This is a genomic window from Streptomyces sp. NPDC021115 (genome assembly GCF_044333065.1).
Lineage (GTDB): Bacteria > Actinomycetota > Actinomycetes > Streptomycetales > Streptomycetaceae > Streptomyces.
In genome coordinates this window covers 187821-210487 of the sequence record NZ_JBIRQF010000009.1, presented here as the reverse complement: position 1 = coordinate 210487, position 22667 = coordinate 187821, and the positions used below count along the sequence as shown (strand labels likewise).

Sequence of the window (22667 nt, the reverse complement as noted above, 5' to 3'; positions counted from 1 at the left end):
GGCATGCCCCGAGAGGCTGGGCCGCGCCGGCATCCCCGGCGGGGCGGGGGCGGCCGGGCTCATGCCGTCTTCGGGGCCGCGCGCATGCCTATGTAGACGCATCCGGTGCCGTCGGCGAGGGTCGAGAAGACCACCGGCATCCAGTCCGCGCTGTACGCCCCGGAACCGGGACCCGCGAAGACGTTCGGCGCCACGGGCACGAGGTCCATCTCCAGCGGCGGCGAGAAGTCCTTCATCCCGTCGACGAACTCGTACACCAGGTGCCCCTTCGCACCCTCCCCGCTGACGGTGATGCGCACGCCCTCCCGCAGGTACGTGCCGGTCAGCGGCGTGATGTCCACGGCGGGCGGTTCGGCGGGCGGCCCGAACGGCTCCGGCATCCGCACCCCGGCGAGATCGCGCAGCAACGCGGTGAACAGCTCCTCGTACAGCCGGCGCGCGTCCCCTCCGTTGGTGAGCAGGACGAGCACGACATCCGACTCCGGCACCACCCGCAGGAAGCCGTACTGCCCGATGGAGGCCCCGTCATGCCCGAACCCGGCGGTGCCCGACCAGTCGTAGAGCGTCCACCCCAGGCCCCAACCGTCCGCGCTGACCGTCCACTTGTCCGGGACGTCGACCTCGCGCCGATGCATCGCGCGCACGCTGTCCGGGGTGAGCAGCCGGGTGCCGTCCCCGGCGATACCGCCGTCGAGGTGCATCTTCGCGAACCGCGCGGTGTCCCCGGCGGTCGCGAGGACCCGTCCGTACGGCCCCGCCGACCGGGGCATCAGATCCCAGGCCGGTGCGGGCTCGGGGTCCTGCCCCAGCTCCCCTAGGTGCCCCATCGCCGCGCGGTGCGCGAGCGCCTCCTCCGGCAGGGTCATGGTCCCGGTGAGTCCGAGGGGCGCGACCAGCCGTTCCTTGAGGGCCTCGTCCCAGGTGAGCCCGGTGAGGACCTCAACGATCCGGCCGAGCACGTTGTACCCGAGGCTGCTGTACGAGACCGCCGTGCCGGTGGGGCAGTCGAGCCCGACGTCCTTGGCGGCCTCGACGTACCGGGCGAGGCAGTCGTCGCCGCGTCCGGAGTCGTAGGTGAAGTCGCAGGTGAGGCCGCTGGTGTGGGAGAGCAGTTGGCGGGTGGTGATGGTCTCGGTGGCGACGGGGTCGCCGACGGCGAAGTCGGGCAGGACCTCCTTGACCGGCGCGTCGAGGTCGAGCTTCCCCTCGTCCACGAGCTGCATGACGAGGGTGGCCGTGTAGGTCTTGGCGAGCGAACCGAGCTGGAAGACGGAGTCGGTGGTCGCCTCCACTCCGGTCCCCCGGTGAAGGACACCGCTCGCCATCTCGTACAGCCGGCCGTGGCTGAGAACGGCCAGGGTGGCGCCCGGCACGTGGTGGGCCTCGCGTAACCGGTCGAGCCGGGCCTGCCATTTGCCCAGGTGGAAGGCTCGTCCCCGCGAGTCGCGCACCCCCCAGTCACCGCCGGCCTCCCAGTTGCCCTCGGCGTCCCAGGTGACCTCGCGCTTCTCGGTCTGCGACATGACCTCTCCTTCGATGATGCGTACGGCGTTCCCGTTGATGCGCACACTGTACGCAGCAGCGCGAGCTGTGCGCAAGGTACGGAGTGTGTACGCATTCGCGCATGGTGTCCACTACGCTCACCGGAGGTACGCACCCCATGAGGAGGAGGAAGCACCCATGCCGTCTCCGGCCCCGCCCCCTTCACCGGAGCAGATGCTTCCGTCGGTGTGGACACGACCGCGGGGCAAACGGGAGCAGCCGGCGCTGAGCCGGGAGCAGATCGTCGTCGAGGCGGTACGCCTGCTGGACTCGGAGGGCATTGACGCGCTCAGCATGCGCAAGCTCGGGCAGCGGCTGAGCGCGGGGGCGACGTCGCTGTACCGGCACGTGGCCAACAAGGACGAGTTGATCGAGCTGGCCGTGGACGAGATCTACGGCGAGATCGAGGTGCCGGAGACCATGGCCGCGGCGCGCTGGCGCGAGGACGCGGCGCACTGTGCGCACAGCCTCCGCGCCACGATGCTGCGCCATCCGTGGATCGCCTCGGTGCTGGGCGAGATGGGCCTGTCGTACCTGGGCCCCAACTGGATGCGCCTCTCCGAGGGGATGCTGAGCCTGTTCACGACGGCGGGACTCGTGGTGGACGAGGCGGACCAGGCGGTGGCGACGGTTCTCGGGTACGTCACGGGCATGGCGACCAGCGAGGCCGCCTGGCTGACGGTCCTGGCCCGCAGCGGCCAAGACGAACGGGAGTGGATGGAACGCCTCTGGCCCGCCGCGGAGCAAGCGGCCGAGGCATACCCCCGCCTGCGCGAGGGCTACGCGGAGCAACGGGGCAAGGACCCGCAGGCGGCGCGCGAGGAGACGTTCCGCTACGGGCTGGAGCGGGTGCTGGACGGCCTGGAGACCCGGCTGCGGTAGCGACCGCGCTGCTCCCCGCCGGGGGCGGCGCCCCGGCGGGGAGCAGCGGGCTCAGCCGAAGAAGACCTCGGCCTCGGCGTACAGGGACGGGTCCACCGTCTTGAGGCGGGCCGTCGCGTCGGCCAGGGGGACCCGGACGATGTCGGTGCCGCGCAGGGCGACCATCTTGCCGAAGTCGCCGTCCCGCACGGCATCGATCGCGTGCAGACCGAAGCGGGTGGCCAGCCAGCGGTCGAACGCACTGGGGGTGCCACCCCGCTGGACGTGGCCCAGGACGGTCGTACGGGCCTCCTTGCCCGTGCGCCGCTCGATCTCCTTGGCCAGCCATTCCCCGATGCCGGAGAGCCGGACGTGGCCGAAGGAGTCCGTCGAGTCGTCCTTCAGGACCGCGTCGCCGTCCTTCGGCATCGCGCCCTCCGCCACGACCACGATCGGCGCGTAGCGGATCTTGAAGCGGGATTCGACCCATGCGCAGATGCGGTCGACGTCGAAGCGCTGCTCAGGGATGAGGATGACGTTGGCGCCGCCCGCGAGACCGGCGTGGAGGGCGATCCAGCCCGCATGGCGGCCCATCACCTCCACCACCAGCACCCGCATATGGGATTCGGCGGTGGTGTGGAGGCGGTCGATGGCCTCCGTCGCGATGTTCACCGCCGTGTCGAAGCCGAAGGTGTAGTCCGTGGCGGAGAGGTCGTTGTCGATGGTCTTGGGGACGCCGACGCAGGGAATGCCGTAGTCGCCGGAGAGCCGGGCGGCGACGCCGAGGGTGTCCTCGCCGCCGATGGCGATGAGCGCGTCGACCTCCTGCTTGGCCAGGGTGTCCTTGACCCGGCGGATGCCGTCCTCGCTGTTGAAGGGGTTGGTGCGGGACGAGCCGAGGATGGTGCCTCCGCGCGGCAGGATGCCGCGTACCGCGCGGATGTCGAGGGGAACGGTGTCGTTCTGGAGGGGACCGCGCCAGCCGTCCCGGAAGCCGACGAAGTCGTAGCCGTATTCCTTCACGCCCTTGCGCACGACGGCGCGGATGACCGCGTTGAGCCCGGGGCAGTCACCGCCACCGGTCAGCACTCCGACCCGCATCCTTTTCATCCCTTCTGTCGCTGAAATCCCGAGATTGGGCCCGGTACGGGGCCACGCTAACGGTGATCCAGGTCACAGGGGATGGGGCGGAAAGTGATTCCCGCGTCTGCCAAGGGAGTTGGGGCGGAAGTTCACCCGTTCGAGCGGACGGGCCGGCGACGGGACTCAGGCGTCGTCCAGACCCGCCTCGATGGCGTACCGCACCAGCTCCACCCGGTTGTGCAACTGAAGCTTGCCCAGGGTGTTCTGGACGTGGTTCTGCACGGTCCGGTGGGAGATCACCAGGCGCTCGGCGATCTGCTTGTACGACAGCCCCTTGGCCACCAGCCGCAGCACCTCCGTCTCCCGCTCGGTGAGCTGGGGGGCGACCGGCTGGTCGGCGGTGGCGGGGGCGGGCTCGCTGGCGAGCCGCCGGTACTCGCCGAGTACGAGACCCGCGAGGCCCGGGGTGAACACGGCGTCCCCGACGGCGGTACGGCGCACCGCGTCGGTCAGCTCTTCGGTGCTGGCCGACTTCACCAGATAGCCGGTGGCGCCGGACTTGACCGCCTCCAGGACGTCCGCGTGCTCACCGCTCGCGGAGAGCACCAGCACCCGGAGCTTGGGGTGGGCGGCGACGACCTCCTTGCAGACCTCGACGCCGGGCAGCCCGGGCAGGTTGAGGTCGAGCACCAGGACGTCGGGCTCGGCGGCCTTGGACCGGCGGACCGCCTGCGGGCCGTCCCCCGCGGTGGCCACCACGTCGAACCCGGCCTCGGACAGATCGCGGGCGACGGCGTCGCGCCACATCGGGTGGTCGTCCACCACCATCACCGTCACCGGCCGTTCCACCGGCCGCTCGGCTTCCCGGTCGTCGTCGGTCATCGCGCAGTCGTCCCTTTCATCGTCGCCACGGGCTTCGGAACGGTCAGTTCCACCTCGGTGCCCTGACCCGGCGCCGAGATCCACTCGGCGGTGCCGCCGAGGTCGCGCAGCCGCCCCCGGATCGACAGGGCGACGCCGAGCCGCCCTTCCCGCTCGGCGTCGGCGAGCCTGCCTTCGGGGATGCCGGGCCCGTCGTCCCGTACGGTGACCATCACCGCGCCCGGCTCGTCCTCCAGCAGGATCCACGCCCGGGCCGCCTCCCCCGCGTGCACCCGTACATTGTCCAGCGCGGCACCGACAGCGGCCGCCAACTCCCCCGCCGCGGCCGCCGGGAGGACCACCGGGGCGCCCGGTTCGGAGAAGGTGACCCGGGATCCGGCGTGCGGGGCGATCAGGGCCCGCAGATCGCACGGTTCGGCGCTGTCCTCGGGCAGGCGGGGATCGGGCTGGGCGGCAGCGAGGTCGGGTTCGGGCAGCGATGCCTCGTCGGCGGCGTCCGTACGGGCGTCAGCCGCACCGCGCGGCGGGGTGACCAGGCCGGTGGCCACCAGCGACCGCAGCGCGACCTCCTGCTCCCCCGCCATCCGGCCCAGTTCGGCCGCCTCGCCACCGATCGCGGCGCCCCGGCGCTGCACCATGGCCAGCACCTGGAGCACGCTGTCGTGGATGTCCCGGGCCAGCCGCTCACGCTCCCGGGTCGCCGCCTCGATGCGCAGCGCGCGTTCCAGGGTGCGTTCACTGGCGCGGGCGACCTCCACGACGTACCCGATGGCCACGCTCGCCACCCACACCAGCATCAGCATGTGGACGGTGTCCTGGGCGAAGCCGCCGCGCTCGATGATGTTGGCCGCGCACACGACGGTCGACGCCCACGCGGCCCACCGCCAGCCGCCCTTGATGGCGAAGCCGAGGACCGCGCCCGCCGTCCATATGGAGGGCAGCGTCGGAGTGCCCTCGACGATCCGGTCGTGGTTGTCGACCAGCGGGGTGAGCAGGATGCCGGTGATGGCCACCGCCAGGTCGCCGATCAGGAAGCGCCGGGTGCAGCGCTCGGCGGAGGAGACCATGCGGAAGGTGAGCGCCGTCCACACGGTCAGCACCGCCATGTACGCGCCGGCGCCGAGCGGACGGTCGTAGTCGTGGAAGGAGTAGACGAAGAGGCAGAGCGCGTAGACCAGCGTGAGCACCCGGTAGGCGGTCAGCGCCTGCCACAGCGGCTGCTCCACGGACATGCGTACGACACGCTCGCGCTTGGACGGCAGCGCCAACTTCCCCCCACCCCCGGGTCCGGCGCGACGTTACGCCCCGGTCTTGTCCTTGTCCGTACTCTTGTCCGTACTCTTGTCCGTGCCCTTGTCCGTGCCCTTCTCGGTGGCCTTCTCGGACTTCTCGGCCTGCTTGCGGGCCGCCTCCGCGTCCGCGATCTGCCGCTTGGCGGCGGTCGCGTAGATGTCGACGTACTCCTGGCCGGACAGCTTCATGATCTCGTACATGACCTCGTCGGTCACCGAGCGCAGGATGAAGCGGTCGCCGTCCATGCCGTGGTAGCGGCTGAAGTCCAGCGGCTTGCCGATCTTGATGCCGGGACGCATCAGCTTGGGCATGACCTTGCCCGGCGGCTGGATCTTCTCGGTGTCGATCATCGCGACCGGGATCACCGGTGCGCCCGTCGCCAGCGCGACCCGCGCCAGGCCGCCGGGCTTGCCGCGGTAGAGGCGGCCGTCCGGTGAGCGCGTGCCCTCCGGATAGATGCCGAACAGCTCACCGCGCTTGATGACCTCGATCCCGGCCTTGATCGCGGCCTCGCCCGCGCCCCGGCTGCCCGAGCGGTCCACCGGCAGCTGGCCGACGCCCTTGAAGAACGCCGCGGTCAGCCTGCCCTTGATCCCCGGAGTGGTGAAGTACTCCTGCTTGGCGATGAAGGTGACCTTCCGGTCGAGCATCGCGGGCAGGAAGAAGGAGTCGGAGAAGGACAGGTGGTTGCTCGCGAGAATGGCCGGCCCCTCGGCGGGGACGTTCTCCAGTCCCTCAACCCAGGGCCGGAAGGCGAGCTTCAACGTCCCACCCACCGACAGCTTCATTGCGCCGTAGAACAACCGAGAACCTCCTGTATCCGACGAGGAGACCTTAACCTGCCTACCCCAGGTCCGGCGCGCCGCGTACGCTGAGGTCCCGTTGACCGCTTCACCACCGAACGGAGATCCGTGGTGCCGCTCCTCCCCGGAGCCGAGCCGTTCCGCCACGACGGCGGAGAGATCGGCGTCCTCGTCTGTCACGGCTTCACCGGTTCCCCGCAGTCGGTGCGCCCCTGGGCCGAGCATCTGGCCCGGCGCGGACTCACCGTCTCGCTCCCCCTGCTCCCCGGCCACGGGACCCGCTGGCAGGACCTCGCGGTCACCGGGTGGCAGGACTGGTACGCCGAGGTCGACCGGGAGCTGCGGGCGCTGCGCGAGCGGTGCGCCCGGGTCTTCGTCTGCGGGCTGTCGATGGGCGGCGCGCTCGCGCTGCGGCTGGCCGCCCAGCACGGCGCGGAGATCAGTGGTCTCGTCGTGGTGAACCCGGCCAACCGGATCCACGATCCGCTGGCCGTGGCGCTCCCGGTGCTGCGTCATCTGGTGCCCTCCGTCAAGGGAATCGCGAGTGACATCGCCAAGCCGGGTTCCCAGGAATGGGGATACGACCGGATGCCGTTGCACGCCGTGCACTCGATGCGCCGCTTCTACCGGCTGGTGGACGCCGAACTGCCGCAGGTGACCCAGCCGCTGCTGGTGATGCACAGCCCGCAGGACCACGTGGTGCCGCCCGCCGACTCCGAGCGCATCCTGAGCCAGGTCTCGTCCCGGGACGTCACCGAGCGGCTGCTGGAGCGCAGCTACCACGTGGCGACGCTGGACTACGACGCCGAGTTCATCTTCGAGGAGACGGACACGTTCATCACCCGGTTGACGGCGGGTATGGGAGAGGACACCGGGACGGATTCCGGGGACGTCGGCGGGAAGGAGGGGGCGGCGGCCAGTGGCTGAGCGCGATTCGAACGAGAACGGGGCGGGGGCGCGCCGGGACGACGATGCCGCCTTCGCGGCGATCGTCGCCGCGTACGGGGAGGAGCCGCCGGACCCGCCGGGCGCGGAGCGGTGGCCCGTCGCCGACGACCTGACGGAGAAGTGGGGCCGCGAGGACGCCCGCCGTGAGGACTCCGGCCGGGACGACCTGCGCGGCGACGACCTGCGCCGTGACGATTCCCGCCGTGACGACCCGCTGGACGAGCTGGACGAGCGGTTCGAGGACGACTTCGACCCCGACGTCGAGGACGACCGCAGGGGCGCGGCCGCCCCGGACGCCCTCACCAAGACCGAGAAGGCCGAGAAGGCCGCCAAGGGCGAGCAGGGCGACGAGGGGAACAAGGCCGACAAGGGCGACAAGCCCGTCGGCAGCTTCATCGTGTACGCGCCGGGCGTGGGCCCGCGCGACTGGGATGCCGCCGAGCCCTCCGACAGCGACTTCGACGAGACCGACGAGGACCACTTCGTCCCGCCCGAGCCGCCGCCGCTGCCCGAGTCCGACACCACGTCCCGGTTCGCCTGGCTGGGCGTGCTGGGCGGGCCGCTGCTGCTGCTCGGCGTGGTGCTGTTCCAGGTGGAGATGGTCTGGTGGATCGCGACGCTGGGCGTCGGCGGCTTCCTGGGCGGCTTCGTCACGCTGGTGCTGCGGATGAAGGAGAGCGACGACGAGGAGGACGACGACCCGGGCCGGGGCGCCGTCGTCTGACGTCTGAGCTAGACCCTGGGCAGCCGGAGCGCGGCCAGGACCGGAAGGTGGTCCGTGGCCGCCCGCAGATCGGCGTCGCTGACGCCGGGCAGCCCGTACGGCACCCCACAGCCGATGATCTCGATGCCGTCGGACGCGAACAGCGCGTCGATGCGGCGGCGCGGATCGCCCGGGTCGAACGTGGCCTCGCTCCCCCACGGCTCGGTCGTCCAGCCGTCCCGCAGCGTCCCGGCGATGCGGCGGAAGGCGCGGCCGTCGGGCTGCTCGTTGATGTCCCCGGCGGCGACGGCGTACGGCACGTCGAGCCCGGCGACCCGGTCCAGCAGCATCCCGGCCTGGTCGTAGCGCTCGGCCGCGGCCAGGCTCAGATGGCAGCTGACGACGCCGAGCCGGAAGACGCCGTCGGCGCCTCGGTGCCCGCCGCCGAACCGCAGCACGGCGGTGGCGAAGCCGCGCCGGTGCAGCCCGGGGATGTGGGGCAGCAGGACGTCCTCGGCGCGCTCGACCTGGGCGCGCAGCGAGGTGAGGATCATGGGGCCGGTGGCGGTGGCCCCGCCCGTGGCGTAGAGGAGGCCGGTCTCCCGGGCCAGCCAGGCGGCGGCCTTGCGCCAGCGGAAGAAGCGCGGCGCCTCCTGGACGCAGACGACGTCGGGGGCGCAGGCCCGGATCACCCGGGCCAGCGCCTCGCGGTCGTCGCGCAGCGAGTGGACGTTGTAGCTGAGCACCCGCACCACGGCCGCGTCAGGGCCGGTGGTGGAGGCGGGCAGATCCGCGAGCACCCCGGCCCCTCGGCCTCAGCCCTGGCGGGCGAGGTCGGCGGCGCCGACCAGCCCCGCCTTGCCGCCGAGCTGGGCGGCGAGCACCTGGGCGTGCGGCCGCCACTGGTTGCCGACCAGCCAGCGGCGGAACGACTTGCGGATCGGCTCCAGGACGAGATCGCCCTCGTCGGAGACCCCGCCGCCGACGATGAACGCCGAGGGGTCGAAGAGCGAGGCGAGGTCGGCGAGCCCGGCCCCGGCCCAGCGGGCCAGCTCACGGAAGGAGTCGATGGCGACCGGGTCGCCCTGACGGGCGGCGTCGCTGATGTGCTTGCCCTGGATGTTCTCCGGGGTGCCGTCGCCGAGGCCGAGCAGCAGCTCCGCGTTCTCCGGGGTGGCGTTGGCGCGCTGCTGGGCGTAACGCACCAGGGCACGGCCCGAGGCGTACTGCTCCCAGCAGCCCTGGCTGCCGCAGCCGCACAGCAGACCGTCGGGGACGACCCTTATGTGGCCGAACTCGGCCGCGACGCCGAAGCGGCCGCGGTGCAGCTTGCCGCCGATGATGATGCCGCCGCCGAGGCCGGTGCCGAGGGTGATGCACACGACGTCGTCATGGCCCGCCCCGGCGCCGAACCGGTACTCGCCCCACGCTGCCGCGTTCGCGTCGTTCTCCACGACGACGGGCAGGCCGACGCGCTGCTCGACCTTGTCCTTCAGCGCCTCGTGCCGCCAGTTGATGTTGGGCGCGAAGAGCACGGTGGCGCGCTTGTCGTCCACGTAACCGGCCGCGCCGATGCCGACCGCCTCGACGTCATGACCGGTGCTGACCTTGCGCACCGCGTCCGCGATGGCGTCGACGACGCCCTCGGGGGTCGGCGGGGTCGGCACCTTGCTCGTTTCGAGAATCGAGCCCTCTTCGTCGACCACGCCAGCCGCGATCTTGGTACCGCCGATGTCGACGCCGATGGTGAGTCCCATGAGTCCCTCAGTTATTTGGTCGAACCCCGCCATGGCTAACGGTACCGGAGTTAGCGCTCAATCGAGGTCGATGTGTTCACTACTCGAACTCTGACCTTCGTCCCCGCGCGAGGCGCCGCCACTGTCGTCGCGCTGGGTCCAACGCTGCTCCTGGCCCGTCACGGCGGCCCGGTAGGCGGCGAGCAGCTCACTCCCGGCGCTGGCGAGATGCTCGAATACGTCGGGATTGCGCTCTATGACCGGCTCGACGGCCGCCTTCGCCCCTGCGATCAACTGTTGTACGGCCCCTTCGACCGCCGTACCGGCGAGCGGGGTCTGCATCCCGGCCAGCTTCTCCGCGACGGCGTCGGCCAGCTTGCGCAGCTCCTCGGCGGCGCTGCCCGGCTCCTCATGCCCCTCGCCACGCTCCCGCGCCTTCCGCCGGGCCTTCTCGGCGGCCAGGTCCTCGGCGCAGGCGCGCTCCCAGGCGTCGGGGTCGATCTCGGTGACCGGTACGTCGGTGCCGGTGTCGGCGGGGCGCTCGGTGGCATCGCTCATGGCGAACTCCTGCGGCGGGGAGGCTGGCTGCCCGGCCGTTCGTTCAACCGGGCTTGCTCTCGACGTTACCGGAACGACGGCCCCCAGTCAGAGCCCGAGGCTGGCTCCGGAGGGGCGTACGGAAGCGGGCGTACCGGAGCGGGTCAGGGGCGCCTGGGCCACAGGTCGGGGTCCGGGGTGAAGCGGACCTGGAGGTGGCCGTCGCGCAGCCCGGCCCCGGAGACCGTGCAGCGGCGCAGCGCGGACGGCAGCGGCAGCACGCGGTGGAACGGTCCGACGGTGACGATCAGTTCGTCACCGCGCCGGACCAGGTTCAGCCCGTCCCGGTCGGCGCCGGGCAGCGGCAGCCGCCACAGCAGCACGCCCTCGTCGGCCAGCCGGTCCTCGACGCTCCACGGGTCGGCCGCCGGGCAGTCGGGCCGGGGGTCGGGCGGACCGACGGGACCGGCCAGCGCGGCGAGACCGGCGGCCGGGCGGGGGGCGCCGCCCGCGCCGGAGACCACCACGCCGGAGATCACTCCGGAGACGACACCGGGACCGCCGTCGCCGGACGCGTCATCGGGACCGCTGTCGTCCGGACCGCCGTCGCCGAGGCCGCTGTCGCCGGGGCCGCTGTCGGCGGGGCCGCTGTCGGCGGCGTCGCCGAGGCCCTGCGGGTCACGGCCCAGATGCGGCAGCTCGCGGACCGGCACGGCCGGTGCCCACTGCTCGTACAGGTCCTTCAGCGCCGCCTGCTGCTGCCCGGACAGAGCCCCCAGCCAGGGGTCGGGGGTGCCGGTGGGCAGCAGCCGGTTGGCGACGACCGACTCCACCCGGCAGCCGTGCAGCGCCAGCCCGGCGCGGGCGGTGCGCAGCGCGCGGTCGGTGAGCGGCCCGGGGTCCACCACCAGCCGCACGGTCGTGGCCTCCGACTCCAGCACGTCCTGGACGGCGGCCAGGTCCTGCTCCCAGCGCTCGGCCGTCTCGTACAGCTTCTGCGCGGGCATCGGCATCCCGGCCAGCTGCGCCAGCATCGGCCGCAGCGCGCGGGCCGCCTGCCGCTCGGCGGGCAGCAGCCGCCGCAGATAGCGGCGCAGCTGTTCGGGCAGGGCGAGCAGGGCGATGGTCTCCGGCGCCGGCGGCAGGTCGACCACGAGGACGTCCCAGCCGGTGCCGGGCGGCGCGGTCTGGGCGACGCGCAGCGCGCGCAGCAGGGCGATCGACTCGATCCCGGGGAGCGCGGTCAGCTCCTCGCCGTCCAGCGGGGACGAGCCGAGCATGTCGAGCACGCCGCGGCCGCGGTCCTGGAGGGCGGCCAGCTCGTCGCGGAACCACTCCTCGGTGACGACGCGGGCGGCCCACAGCCCGGGGGCCAGCGCGACGGGGACGGACCACGGAAGCCGCTCGGCACTGCCGCCGGGCGCGCCGCGCAGCGGGCCGATGCCGAGCAGCGCCTCGGGCGTGCCGTCCCGGTCCGCGGTGAGCAGCAGGGTGCGCTGTCCCTCGCGGGCGGCGGCGAGGGCGGTCGCGGCGGCCACGGTGGTGCGGCCCGCGCCGCCCGTACCGGTGACGAGGACCGTACGCATGAAAGGAGCCTCCGGCAGGGGTTGCGTGGGTGTGCGGTGCGGCTCCCGGTGGCCGCCCCGCCGGAGCGTACCCCGCCGCAGGCCCGCTCCCGCCCGGTGGCGGCCGCGCGCCGAAACGGCGTTACGCGGCCTCGACGCGCTTCTTCAGGCCCGCGAGCGCGCGGTCGATGATGACCTTCTCGGCCTTGCGCTTGATCATGCCGAGCATGGGGATCTTGACGTCCACGGTGAGCTGGTACGTCACCTCGGTGCGGGTGCCGCCGTCCCGCACGGCCAGGCTGTAGGAGCCGTCGAGGGTGCGCAGCATCTGGGACTTGAGCAGGGACCAGCTGACCTTGTCGCCGCTCCAGGTGTACTGGAGCGTGTAGTCGTCCTTGATCGCCCCGGCGTCGAGCACCATCCGCACCTGCTCGCCGCGACCCTGCTCGTCCTTGGTGAGGATCTCGGCCTCCTTCACCTCACCGGACCACTCCGGGTAGCGGTCGAAGTCGGCGATCACCTCCATCACGTCGGCCGGTGCCGCCTCGATCGTGATGCTCGAGCTGGTGTGTTCCGCCATCGCCGTGGCTCCTCCGTACCGGTCCGCCGCATGGGGTGTCTGCCGGTGAAGGCTATCGCGGGTGGGTCACCACTCCAGGCTCCAGGGGGTCCCGGTGGAGGCGAAGTGTCCGACGTTGACGCATTCGGTGGCGCCGATCCGCATGCGGCGGGCGAGCGGCTGGTGGACATGGCCGAAAAGCGAGTAGCGGGGGCGGAGGGTGTGGATCGCGTCCAGCAGCGCGGCGCTGCCGCGCTCGAAGCGGCGGGCGACGGTGTCGTAGCAGAGGTCCGGCACGTCGGGCGGGATGTGGGTGCACAGCACGTCCACGTCGCTCCGGCCGCCGAGCGCCGCGATCTTCGCGGCGTAGGTCTCGTCGTCTATCTCGTACGGGGTGCGCATCGGGGTGCGCAGGCCCCCGCCGACGAAGCCGAAGACGAGACCGCCGATCTCGACCCGCTCACCGTCGAGGATCGTGGTGCCGGATTGGGCGTATTCCGGCCAGAGTGCGGGGATGTCGACATTGCCGTAGGTGGCGTACGTCGGGGCCGGGAAAGCGGCGAACAGTTCGGCGTATTGCTTGCGTACCGCGGACTCGATGGCCGCGTTGCGGTCGAGCCCGTCCCAGAGCCGGTTGCCCAGCTCACGGGCCTCCTCGAAGCGGCGGGCGGTGCGGAGTTCGACCAGGCGGTCGGCGTTCTCGACGCCGAAGAGGTCGGGGAAGATGCCGCGGGAGTGGTCGGCGTAGTCGAGGAAGAGGACCAGGTCACCGAGGCAGATCAGGGCGTCGGCCCCGTCCCCGGCCTTCTCCAGATCCTGGCTGTTCCCGTGCACGTCACTCACCACGTGGACTCGCATGCGTGTCACCCTAAGACCTGTGACCATCCGTCCGTAAGGTGTTCCGTTCGCAGTGACCCGCGTCCACCTGCGGTTCCTCCCGGGCCCCGGCGGCCGTCGGCTAGTGTGCGGGCAACTCGAAGGCGGTGTGTGACGCATAAAACATCTGTACGGAAACCCCTATCCCACAGCCATACCGATGGGTAACGTCCGGGCAGTCCAGCACCCCCCATTGCCCTGTAGCGGCGCCGGCGCCCACGAGGAGCAGCAGTCTTGCGCGAGTTCAGCCTTCCGGCCCTGTACGAGGTTCCGGCCGACGGCAATCTGACGGACCTCATCCAACGCAACGCGGCGCAGCACCCGGATGTGGCGGTGGTCGGCCGCAAGGTCGGCGGTCGGTGGGAGGACGTCACCGCGGCGGACTTCCTGGCCGAGGTGCGGGCCGCCGCCAAGGGCCTGATCGCGGCCGGGGTGTCGCCGGGCGACCGGGTCGGGCTGATGTCGCGCACCCGCTACGAGTGGACGCTGCTGGACTTCGCCATCTGGAGCGCGGGCGCCGTCACCGTGCCGGTGTACGAGACGAGTTCGCCGGAGCAGGTGCAGTGGATCCTCAGCGACTCGGGCGCGGTCGCGGTCGTCGTGGAGACCGGGGTGCACGAGGCGGCCGTGGAGTCCGTGCGGGACACCCTGCCCGGCCTCAAGCACGTCTGGCAGATCGAGGACGACGCGATCGGGACGCTGGGGAGCCTGGGTTCGGACGTCAAGGACGAGACGGTGGACGAGCGCTCCTCGCTCGCCACCGCGGACTCCCCCGCGACCATCGTCTACACCTCGGGCACCACCGGCCGCCCCAAGGGCTGCGTCCTGTCGCACCGCAGCTTCTTCGCCGAATGCGGGAACGCGGTGGCCCGGCTCAAGCCGATCTTCTCCACCGGCGAGTCCTCCGTGCTGCTGTTCCTGCCGGAGGCGCACGTCTTCGGGCGGTTGGTGGAGATTTGCGCGGTCCTGGCACCGATCAAACTCGGCCATGTTTCGGACATCAAGACCCTCACCGATGAACTGGCCGCCTTCCAGCCGACCTTGGTGCTGGGCGTGCCGCGCGTCTTCGAGAAGGTCTTCAACTCGGCGCGGGCGAAGGCCCAGGCCGAGGGCAAGGGAAAGATCTTCGACAAGGCCGCCGACGCCGCCATCGCCTACAGCAAGGCGCTGGACACCCCGGCCGGTCCGTCCTTCGGGCTCCGGCTCAAGCACCGGGTCTTCGACCGGCTGGTCTTCAGCAAGCTGCGCGCCGCCCTCGGCGGCCGCGCCACCCACGCCATCTCCGGCGGCGCCCCGCTGGGCGAGCGGCTCGGCCACTTCTACCGGGGCATCGGCTTCACCGTGCTGGAGGGCTACGGGCTGACCGAGTCCTGCGCGGCCACCACCTTCAACCCGTGGGACCGGCAGAAGATCGGCTCGGTCGGCCAGCCGATGCCGGGCACGGTGGTGCGCATCGCCGACGACGGCGAGGTGATGCTGCACGGCGACCATCTGTTCACGGAGTACTGGAACAACGAGGCGGCGACGGCCGAGGCGCTGGCCGACGGCTGGTTCCACACCGGGGACGTCGGCACCCTCGACGAGGACGGCTACCTCACCATCACCGGCCGCAAGAAGGAGATCATCATCACCGCGGGCGGCAAGAACGTCGCCCCCGCGGTGATCGAGGACCGCATCCGGGCGCACGCCCTGGTCGCCGAGTGCATGGTCGTCGGCGACGGCCGCCCGTTCGTGGGCGCGCTGATCACCCTGGACGAGGAGTTCCTGCCCCGCTGGGCCGCCGAACACGGCAAACCGGCCGACGCGACCGCCGCCGACCTGTGCGAGGACGCCGATCTGCTGGCCGAGATCCAGACGGCCGTGGACGACGGCAACGCGGCGGTCTCGAAGGCGGAGTCCGTGCGGAAGTTCCGGGTGCTGACGAAGCAGTTCACCGAGGACTCGGGGCATGTGACGCCGTCGCTGAAGCTGAAGCGGAATGTGGTGGCGAAGGATTTCGCGCCGGAGATCGAGGCGCTGTACGGCGGGCGCTGAGCCGTTGTTCCTGGTCGAGCCCGGGGCCCGTGCGGCCCCGGGCTCTTCTCTTTTACAGCAACTACAGCAACGACCGCAGCCGGTCGGCCAGCAGGTCCCACCGCCAGCGCTCCTCGACCCAGGCCCGGCCCCGCTCGCCCATCCTGCGGCGCAGCGCCTCGTCCTTCAGCAGGACCACGATCCGCTCCGCGCACTGCTCCGCGGAACCGCCCGGCACCACCCAGCCGGTCTCGCCCTCCAGCACCGCGTCCGGTGCGCCGCCCGAGTCCCCGGCGACGACCGGGAGCCCCGTCGCTGACGCCTCCAGATAGACGATGCCCAGGCCCTCGACGTCCAGCCCGCCGCGCCTCGTACGGCACGGCATGGCGAACACGTCGCCCGCGCCGTAGTGGGCGGGCAGCTCCTCCCACGGCACCGGACCGGTGAACCGTACGGATCCGGCCACGCCCGTCGTCTCCGCGAGGCGGTGCAGATCCTTGCTGTACGGGCCGCCCCCGACGATCAGCAGCACCGCGTCCGGGACCCGCTTCAGGATGTGCGGCATCGCCTCGATCAACGTGTCCTGCCCCTTGCGCGGCACCAGCCGCGACACGCACACCACGACGGGCCGCCCCGCCAGCCCCAGCCGGGCCCGGACCGCCTCTCCGCCCGAGCCCGGGTGGAACGTCTTCTCGTCCACCCCCGGCGGCAGTTGGACCATCCGGTCGGCGGCCTCAGGGGTGAGCGCGGCGGCGATGCGGGAGCGGGTGTACTCGCCGAGGTACGTGATCGTGTCCGTCCCCTCGCCGATCCGGCGCAGCAGCGCGCGGGAGGCCGGGAGCTGGGCCCAGGCCGCCTCGTGGCCGTGCGTGGTCGCCACCGCGCGTTCGACCCCCGCCTTGCGCAGCGCGGGCGCCATCAGCCCGAGCGGGGCCGCCGCCCCGAACCACACCGAGCGGCAGCCGTGCTCGCGCAGCAGCTCGGTCGCGCGGCGGGTGACGCGGGGCGTGGGCAGCAGCATCGTCGTACGGTCGCGGATGACGGGGTACGGCTGCTCGGCGTCGAACCTCGCGGTGGCCTCGGTGCCTTCCGCTCCGCGCTTCCAGGTGGAGGCGTAGACGACGATCTGCTCCGGGTCCAGGTGGAGGGCCATGTTGTGCAGGAACGCCTGGATGCCGCCGGGGCGGGGCGGGAAGTCGTTCGTCACGAGCAGGGTCTTGTCCATCGCGCCGACAGTACCGTGCGGTGGTGGCCCGCCGGTTCTGTCCCCACCCCGCCCCTACCCGCCCCGGACCCCGGACCCCGGACCTCGGCGCCGGAGCCGGGCAGCCCTACTGGGCTCGGGGTTTCGTTGCCGGGTGCGGCCCGGTGGCCGGGTTGTGCCCACCCGTTCCTCCCCCAGCTACCGCTGGGAGGTGCCCCCTCCGCGGAACGATTGCCCACAACCAGGTCGCATGCCCGGCGTGCCGCCCTGGGCCCTCCGGGCTGTACCACCCAGCCCCTCCGGCGTTCGAGGAGCGGGTCCGGGGCGGAGCCCCGGTTCGGGTAGGGGCGGGGTGGGGAAAACCCACCGGGCCGCACCCGACGGGCTAGCTCAGGACCTTGGCCACGTACGTGCGCCACTGGGCCGTGAAGTCCGGCAGGCTCATGTCCAGGACATCGCGCAGGCCCGCCTCCACCGCGCCCTCACGCCGCGGAGCGGCGCCCACCGCGTGGTAGAGGGCTACCAGCTTCCGCGCGCCCCACCGGTCGGCGATCATGCGGCAGGCCAGCCAGCCCTGCTCGTACGCCTCCGAGAGGCGATCGGGGCGGCTGCCGAAGCGGAAGGCGTCATCGGGCGGGAGGGCCTTGGGGAGACGGCCGGAGGCCACGGACTCGGAGAGTTCGGGGGCGACTTGGCGCGGGGTGCGCCCGGGCGTGCGGTAGCCGGTCCAGTCGGCGAAGCCCTCGGAGAGCCACAGCGGCGTGGCCGCGGTCGTGGCGGCCCGGGTGGCGACATGCGCCGTCTCGTGGGTGACCACGACCTGACGGCCGAAGTCCCCGAGCGCCCGGTAGGCGTCGGGGTTGACGATCACACGATCGGCCGGAGAGGAGTCGCTCGCACCGCCGACCTCACCCGTGGTGACGGCAGCGATGCCCCGGTAGGCGCTCGCGGAGGCGCCGAGCAGGGCGGCCATCCGGTCCAGCGAGGCGGGCACCTCGACGACGACGCGCCGGGCCCAGGAGCCGGGCCAGACCTGGCTGAGGGCGGGTACGGCCCGGTCGGCGGTGGCGGCGACCCCCCGCAGCAGACGACGGTTCTGGCCCACCCCGAGGACGAGGCTGTGCTCGCCCCGGACGACGTCGACCCGGCCCTGGTCCCACAGCTGGTCGACACCGGGCTTGCCGTCCACGCGGCCGTCGTCGTCGGCGACGAACCACCGCCCGCCGCGCTGCGCGAGCGTCAGGTACTGGGGGGCGACGACGGGGGCGGTGTCGTATCCGGCGAGCCGGTAGCGGAGTTCGACCTGGGCGGCCAGGCGGTGGCCGGTGCCCACGGCGGGCCGGAAGCCGCCGGTGTGGACCAGTCGGTACGTCCAGGAGCGCAGCGGTACGGCGGACAGCCGCCGGAAGACCCGCCGCTGCTCGGCCCGGTAGTCCGCCGAGCCTCGGTCGACGGTGGCGAGGAAGGCGCCCGCGTCCCGGCCGCGTACGGCCGCGGCCCGCTGGTCGAGCATGCGCTGCACGGCGCGCCCGTCGCGCCCCGCGGGGTCGTCGGGCGGAACGCTCGTGCCGCATGAGGTGAGCGCGGCCAGCGGCAGCGCCCACACCACCGGCAGACAGAGTGCCGTCCGCCATCGCCCCGATCTCCACCGACCCGTCACGCCATAGATCGTACGAGCCGCCGCGGTGCCTCAGACACGAGTGATGGAAAAGATCGGCATCATGCCGACGGGGTCATAGCGGACCTTCGCCCCGGGGTAGGGCGCGTGGATCACCTGTCCGCCCCCGGCGTACATGGCGACGTGCCCGGCGTCGGAGCGGTAGACGATCAGGTCGCCGGGGCGGGCCTGGGTCAGCGCCACCCGCTGCCCGGTCTGCGCCTGGGCCTGGGAGGTGCGGGGGATCGCCACCCCGGCCCGGCGGTACGCCCACTGGGTCAGCCCGGAGCAGTCGAAGGCGGTGGGCCCGGCCTGCCCCCAGGCGTACGGCAGGCCGACCGCGGCCCGCGCCGCGCCGAACGCCGCGGCGGCGTGTGGTGAGGACGGCGGCAGACCGACCGTTGCGTGGGCGCCCCCCAGGGGCGCGCCCGGCACCGCGTACGCCCCGTGCCCGTCCCCGTCCCGGGAGGCGCGCGCGTACGCCTCCCACTCCCCCGGCCGCAGTCCGCCCAGCAGCCGCCGCGCGGTGGCCAGCTTGCGCTGGACCTCGCGCTTGTGGCGGGCCACGGCCAGGCGGCTGTGCTCCAGCTTCACCAGCCGCTCCGCGGCGTCCGCGCGCTGCCGCCCCAACGTGCGCTGGGCGCGCGCCAGGACCCGCATCTGACCGGCCTGGCGGCTGCTGATGCGGTCCAGCATGGCGGCCTGGTCGAGGTAGTGGTCCGGGTCGGCGGAGAGGAGCAGGGCGAGGCCCGGGTCGAAGCCGCCGGTGCGGTACTGCCCGCCCGCGATCGCGCCGAGCACCACCCGCAGCCGGTTGACCCGCTCCTGGCCGCGGGCGGCCCGGTCCTGGAGCCGGTCCACCTGGCGGCGCAGCCGGTGGGTCCGGGTGTCGGCCGCGTTGTAGCGCTCGGTGGCCCGCTCCGCCTGCTCGTAGAGCCGCTCGATCCGGTCGGCGGCGGTCCGGTCGGCGAAGGCCGGGGCGCTGGCCCGGTCGGCGGTCGCCGAGGCGGCGGTCCGGGCCAAGGGCTGGCCCGTCGTGGTGTCGTGGGGTTCGGCCCCGGCCGGGGCCGCGAGCACGGCGCCGGTGGCGGCGGCCGCCGAGGCGGCGGTCCAGACGACGGTGGCCCGGACGGGCCCGGGCTTCGAGTGGCGGCGAGAGGACGCCATGGGAGCCGCACTCCCTTCCGCGGTGTCGGTGAGGAACTGCGGGCAGACAGTAGCGGCGCGACCACCCGGGATCCAAAGCCGATCGCGAGCACACAAACTGACGCCCCGCCGGAGACCGCAGGTCACCGACGGGGCGGGAGTCGTGGGGAGTTGTACCGATTCGCCCGAACGGACGGACGTCGGAGCCGGACGTCAGACCCGCACGCCGAACTGGAACGGCATGTTGTCCATCGACTCGAAGCGCACACCGGCACCGGGCTTAGGGGCGTGCAGCACCTGCCCGTTGCCCGCGTACAGACCTATGTGGTGCAGGTCTCCGTAGAACAGCACCAGGTCGCCGGGCTTCAGCTCGCCGCGGCCGATGCGGGTACCGGCGTTGGCCTGGTCCTGGGAGATGCGCGGCAGCTGGACCCCGGCCTGCTGGTACGCCCAGCCGGTGAGGCCGGAGCAGTCGAAGGAGGACGGCCCGGTGGCGCCCCAGACGTAGGGCGAGCCGATCTTGGTCTTGGCGGCGGCCAGCGCGGCGGCGGCACGCTGCGAGTCGGGCACCTCGCTGCCCAGGTCGACCCGGCTGCTGGAGCGGTTGGCGCGCTCCTTCTCCTGCTGCGCCATCTTCGCGCGCTCCTGCGCGGTGAGGGTGTTGAGGAGGTTGCGGGCCTTGGTGAGCTTGCCCTGGATCTGCTTCTTCTTCTCGCCCAGGGCCTTCCGGGTGTCCGCCAGGTCCTGGAGCTTGGTGGACGCCTCCTCGCGCTGCTGCTTGAGCGTGCGCTGCTTGTCGGCGATCTTCCGCAGGGACTCGGCCTGCTTGCCGCTGACCTGGTCGAGGGTGGACGCCTTGTCGAGGTAGGTGTCCGGGTCGGAGGAGAGGATCAGCTGCACGGAGGGGTCGATACCGCCGGTGCGGTACTGGGCGGTGGCCATCGAACCCAGGCCGTCGCGCAGCTTGTTCAGGTCCTGCTGGCCGCGCGCCACGTTGTCCTGGAGGTCGCCGACCTGCTTCTCCAGCTTGTCCTGCTTCTCCTTGGCGCCGTTGTACTTCTCGGTCGCCTGCTCCGCCTCTTCGTAGAGTTTGTCGACCTGCTCCTTGACGTCCTTCTTGTCCTGCTTCGGAGCGGCCTGGGCGGCCTGGGACGTGAGCGCGACGGCGGCTGCGGCGGTCGCCGTGAGTACGGATACCCGAGTGCGGCTCGGCTGCTTGGGTCGACGGTGGGACGCCACGAAGGCGATCTCCTTCTTCCTCCGGCCGCCTACCAGGGGTTGAAACGCGACCCCGGCTCCACGGATACGCCGCGGACTCGGCGGTACCCCCGCTGTCACCCCGGATGGGTGATCAACCGCGCGAAGGTTCGAGCCGACATTAGTGACCCTGCCGTGATCCGTTCAAATCCCGACGACAAAAAAATTGGCCACGGACGCATCTTTTACAAACATCGCACGGGCAGTGACGGTCAATTGACGCTGTGCTGATGATGAGCGCCCGTCAGGTGCGCGCAAGTCGCTTCAGCAGCAGAGCGGATGCCACGGGGCGCGCTCCGGCGTGCGCGACCCCGTCGGCGACCTCGCGGTCAGTCGACACCACGACCACGGGACGGCCCGGCGGCTCGGCCCGCACCAGCTGCCGGATCAGCTCGTCCGCCGTCACGCCTGGCTTGCTGAAGAGCACCCTGACCCCGCGCGGCGGCGCCAGCAGCACCGGAGCCGCCAGCTCCGCGCCGTCGAAGACGCACGTCATCTCCGCGCCCGTCTGCGCCGCGAGCACCGCGAGCCCGCCCAGCAGCCGCAGCCGCTGCTTCTCCAACGGCATCGTGGGATAGCCGGTCTTGGTGACGTTGTAGCCGTCCACCACCAGATGCGCCTGCGGCAGCGCCAGCAACTGGTCCAGCAGCGCAGGGTCCATCTCGGAGAGCGCCCTGGTCGCTATGTCCTTCGGCGTCATCTTGCCCGGCTCGACCGCGTCCACCGTGTCCGCCGGGTGCATCGCCGCGGGCGGCAGCGCCAGTTCGCGGCGCAGCCCCTGGGCCGCGTCCAGCACCGTGTCCAGCAGCAGCCGCAGCCGCATGTCCTCCACGCTGCGGCCCTCGCGCACCGCGCGCCGGCTCGCCTCCAGCGCCGACTCGGCCTCCGCCAGCCGGGCCCGCAGCCGCCGCGCCTCGCCGTCGGCGGCCGCCTGCCGCGCCGCGGCCTCCGACCGTACGGTCTCCAGCTCGCCCTCGGTCTTGCGCAGCGCCGCCGCCCCGCGCTTCACATCGCTCTGCGCGCTGCGCAGCTTGCGCTGCACCGCGTCCGTCTCCTTGCGGGCGGCGTCCAGCTCGGAGCGGATGCGTTCCGTCTCCTTGCGGGCCGACCCGCGGGCGGCCACCAGCTCCTCGCGCAGCCGCTGGAGCTCGCGCTCCGCCTCCTCGCCCGCCCGCTCGGCCGACGCCCGCTGGGCCTCCTCGCCCGCCGCCTCGACGAGCTTCACCCAGCCCGCCGGGCGCAGTACGTACGCCACCGCCGCCACGTCCAGCGGATCGGCGGCAGCGGGCGGCGAACCGCCCTCGATGGCCTCGGCCAGCTCCGTCTGGGTGTCGCGCAGCCGCTGTCCGATCCGCTGCCGGAAGACGGGGTCGCTCTCCACCGCCGCCGCCATCGCGTTCCCCGCGAACTTGGCGCGCCGGTTCGGGGTGAAACGGGCGTACTGCCGCAACTGGGGTGGCAGTTCGGTGACCGTCAGCCCGCCGAACGCGTCCGCGACCAGCGCCACCACACGCCGCCGCACCCCTTCCGGCAGGGGGCGGTCCAGCGCCTCGGCGACGCCCTCGGCGTCACCGGCCGCCACGCGGCCGCCCGTCCGGTCCACCACCTGTCCGCTCCGTTTCTCAGGCGTTCGCGTTCGCACTCGGGCGGTCCACCAGTTCGATCTGGTCGACCGCGTTGCACCAACGACAACGCACTGACTCAATGGTCTCACTGACCACGTCGCGCTCCTCGATCCGAGGCTCCCCCGCGAGATCCAGGTGGACGAACTCGACCGCCTTCGTCGAGCGGGTCACATCGAAACGGGTGAGATTGCCGCACAGCGTGCAGCGCCAGCGGGTCTCGGCTGTGGGCGTGGGAACGGCCATGGTGTCGTGTCCTCGCTATCTCGGGCTCATCGGCGTCCTGTAACCCTACGGCCTGAGCCCCAGGCCGTGGCGGGCCCGTACCCCACCCTCCGGGCGGCGGCGAGGCACTCTGGGCAGGTTGTGCCGGGTACGCG

Annotated in this window: 21 protein-coding genes; 4 read left to right on the top strand and 17 right to left on the bottom strand. The window is 72.4% G+C overall.

Features of this window, described 5'->3' with window-relative positions; genetic code table 11:
- Nucleotides 1–59 precede the first annotated feature (59 nt).
- Entirely contained in the window at nucleotides 60–1523 is a 1464-nt protein-coding gene (locus tag ACH4TL_RS26925; RefSeq protein ID WP_398320139.1) for a serine hydrolase domain-containing protein, read from the bottom strand.
- A gap of 157 nt (nucleotides 1524–1680) precedes the next feature.
- Here ACH4TL_RS26925 and ACH4TL_RS26920 point away from each other — a divergent pair, with 157 nt between their 5' ends.
- The gene (locus tag ACH4TL_RS26920) at nucleotides 1681–2424 is read left to right on the top strand and encodes a TetR/AcrR family transcriptional regulator (protein ID WP_398320142.1); all 744 of its coding nucleotides are present in this window, start codon (nucleotides 1681–1683) and stop codon (nucleotides 2422–2424) included.
- A gap of 51 nt (nucleotides 2425–2475) precedes the next feature.
- Here ACH4TL_RS26920 and ACH4TL_RS26915 read toward each other — a convergent pair whose 3' ends face one another.
- From ACH4TL_RS26915 to ACH4TL_RS26900, 4 genes are all read right to left on the bottom strand, one after another.
- Nucleotides 2476–3504 (bottom strand): 6-phosphofructokinase, encoded by a 1029-nt coding sequence (locus ACH4TL_RS26915; RefSeq protein ID WP_398320145.1) that lies wholly within the window; start codon nucleotides 3502–3504, stop codon nucleotides 2476–2478.
- 165 nt (nucleotides 3505–3669) lie between these two features.
- Nucleotides 3670–4368, bottom strand: coding sequence for a response regulator (locus ACH4TL_RS26910; protein WP_398320148.1), 699 nt, complete (start codon nucleotides 4366–4368; stop codon nucleotides 3670–3672).
- A complete protein-coding gene (gene macS / locus ACH4TL_RS26905; protein WP_398320669.1) occupies nucleotides 4365–5600 on the bottom strand; it encodes a MacS family sensor histidine kinase in 1236 nt (411 codons plus the stop codon). The genes ACH4TL_RS26910 and macS overlap by 4 nt, the downstream gene beginning before the upstream one ends.
- A 66-nt stretch (nucleotides 5601–5666) precedes the next feature.
- Entirely contained in the window at nucleotides 5667–6449 is a 783-nt protein-coding gene (locus ACH4TL_RS26900; RefSeq protein ID WP_398320672.1) for a lysophospholipid acyltransferase family protein, read from the bottom strand.
- Nucleotides 6450–6575: 126 nt separating this feature from the next.
- Here ACH4TL_RS26900 and ACH4TL_RS26895 point away from each other — a divergent pair, with 126 nt between their 5' ends.
- The gene (locus tag ACH4TL_RS26895; protein ID WP_398320151.1) at nucleotides 6576–7391 is read left to right on the top strand and encodes an alpha/beta hydrolase; all 816 of its coding nucleotides are present in this window, start codon (nucleotides 6576–6578) and stop codon (nucleotides 7389–7391) included.
- Nucleotides 7384–8136, top strand: a complete 753-nt coding sequence (locus ACH4TL_RS26890; protein WP_398320154.1) for a hypothetical protein — start codon at nucleotides 7384–7386, stop codon at nucleotides 8134–8136. Before ACH4TL_RS26895 ends, ACH4TL_RS26890 begins: the two co-directional genes overlap by 8 nt.
- Before the next feature lie 8 nt (nucleotides 8137–8144).
- On the opposite strand, the gene ACH4TL_RS26885 is transcribed toward ACH4TL_RS26890, so the two are convergent.
- The 6 genes from ACH4TL_RS26885 to ACH4TL_RS26860 all read right to left on the bottom strand — a co-directional run bounded on the left by ACH4TL_RS26885 (nucleotide 8145) and on the right by ACH4TL_RS26860 (nucleotide 13370).
- The gene (locus ACH4TL_RS26885; RefSeq protein WP_398320157.1) at nucleotides 8145–8915 is read right to left on the bottom strand and encodes an endonuclease/exonuclease/phosphatase family protein; all 771 of its coding nucleotides are present in this window, start codon (nucleotides 8913–8915) and stop codon (nucleotides 8145–8147) included.
- A 15-nt stretch (nucleotides 8916–8930) separates the two neighbouring features.
- Entirely contained in the window at nucleotides 8931–9872 is a 942-nt protein-coding gene (locus tag ACH4TL_RS26880) for an ROK family glucokinase (RefSeq protein WP_398320160.1), read from the bottom strand.
- A 57-nt stretch (nucleotides 9873–9929) separates the two neighbouring features.
- The gene (locus ACH4TL_RS26875; protein ID WP_398320163.1) at nucleotides 9930–10409 is read right to left on the bottom strand and encodes a DUF5304 domain-containing protein; all 480 of its coding nucleotides are present in this window, start codon (nucleotides 10407–10409) and stop codon (nucleotides 9930–9932) included.
- A gap of 143 nt (nucleotides 10410–10552) precedes the next feature.
- Complete coding sequence (locus ACH4TL_RS26870) at nucleotides 10553–11974, bottom strand: ArsA family ATPase (RefSeq protein WP_398320166.1); 1422 nt, start codon at nucleotides 11972–11974, stop codon at nucleotides 10553–10555.
- A 121-nt stretch (nucleotides 11975–12095) separates the two neighbouring features.
- Nucleotides 12096–12533, bottom strand: coding sequence for an SRPBCC family protein (locus ACH4TL_RS26865; protein ID WP_398320169.1), 438 nt, complete (start codon nucleotides 12531–12533; stop codon nucleotides 12096–12098).
- A gap of 66 nt (nucleotides 12534–12599) precedes the next feature.
- Nucleotides 12600–13370: a metallophosphoesterase gene (locus ACH4TL_RS26860; protein ID WP_398320172.1), complete on the bottom strand. Its 771-nt coding sequence runs from the start codon at nucleotides 13368–13370 to the stop codon at nucleotides 12600–12602.
- 252 nt (nucleotides 13371–13622) lie between these two features.
- Between ACH4TL_RS26860 and ACH4TL_RS26855 the strand changes: the two genes are divergently transcribed.
- A complete protein-coding gene (locus tag ACH4TL_RS26855; RefSeq protein WP_398320175.1) occupies nucleotides 13623–15422 on the top strand; it encodes an AMP-dependent synthetase/ligase in 1800 nt (599 codons plus the stop codon).
- 61 nt (nucleotides 15423–15483) lie between these two features.
- Here ACH4TL_RS26855 and ACH4TL_RS26850 read toward each other — a convergent pair whose 3' ends face one another.
- The 6 genes from ACH4TL_RS26850 to ACH4TL_RS26825 all read right to left on the bottom strand — a co-directional run bounded on the left by ACH4TL_RS26850 (nucleotide 15484) and on the right by ACH4TL_RS26825 (nucleotide 22533).
- Nucleotides 15484–16626 (bottom strand): glycosyltransferase family 4 protein, encoded by a 1143-nt coding sequence (locus ACH4TL_RS26850; protein ID WP_398320178.1) that lies wholly within the window; start codon nucleotides 16624–16626, stop codon nucleotides 15484–15486.
- Nucleotides 16627–16990: 364 nt separating this feature from the next.
- Complete coding sequence (locus ACH4TL_RS26845) at nucleotides 16991–18265, bottom strand: hypothetical protein (protein WP_398320181.1); 1275 nt, start codon at nucleotides 18263–18265, stop codon at nucleotides 16991–16993.
- A gap of 30 nt (nucleotides 18266–18295) precedes the next feature.
- Nucleotides 18296–19429 (bottom strand): NlpC/P60 family protein, encoded by a 1134-nt coding sequence (locus ACH4TL_RS26840; protein ID WP_398320184.1) that lies wholly within the window; start codon nucleotides 19427–19429, stop codon nucleotides 18296–18298.
- Nucleotides 19430–19621: 192 nt separating this feature from the next.
- A complete protein-coding gene (locus ACH4TL_RS26835; RefSeq protein WP_398320187.1) occupies nucleotides 19622–20647 on the bottom strand; it encodes an NlpC/P60 family protein in 1026 nt (341 codons plus the stop codon).
- A gap of 262 nt (nucleotides 20648–20909) precedes the next feature.
- On the bottom strand, nucleotides 20910–22271 hold the full coding sequence (locus tag ACH4TL_RS26830; RefSeq protein WP_398320190.1) for an NYN domain-containing protein: 1362 nt from the start codon (nucleotides 22269–22271) through the stop codon (nucleotides 20910–20912).
- Between the two features lie 16 nt (nucleotides 22272–22287).
- Nucleotides 22288–22533 carry a hypothetical protein gene (locus ACH4TL_RS26825; RefSeq protein ID WP_398320193.1) on the bottom strand — a complete coding sequence of 82 codons (246 nt, stop codon included), beginning with the start codon at nucleotides 22531–22533 and terminating at the stop codon, nucleotides 22288–22290.
- Nucleotides 22534–22667 lie beyond the last annotated feature (134 nt).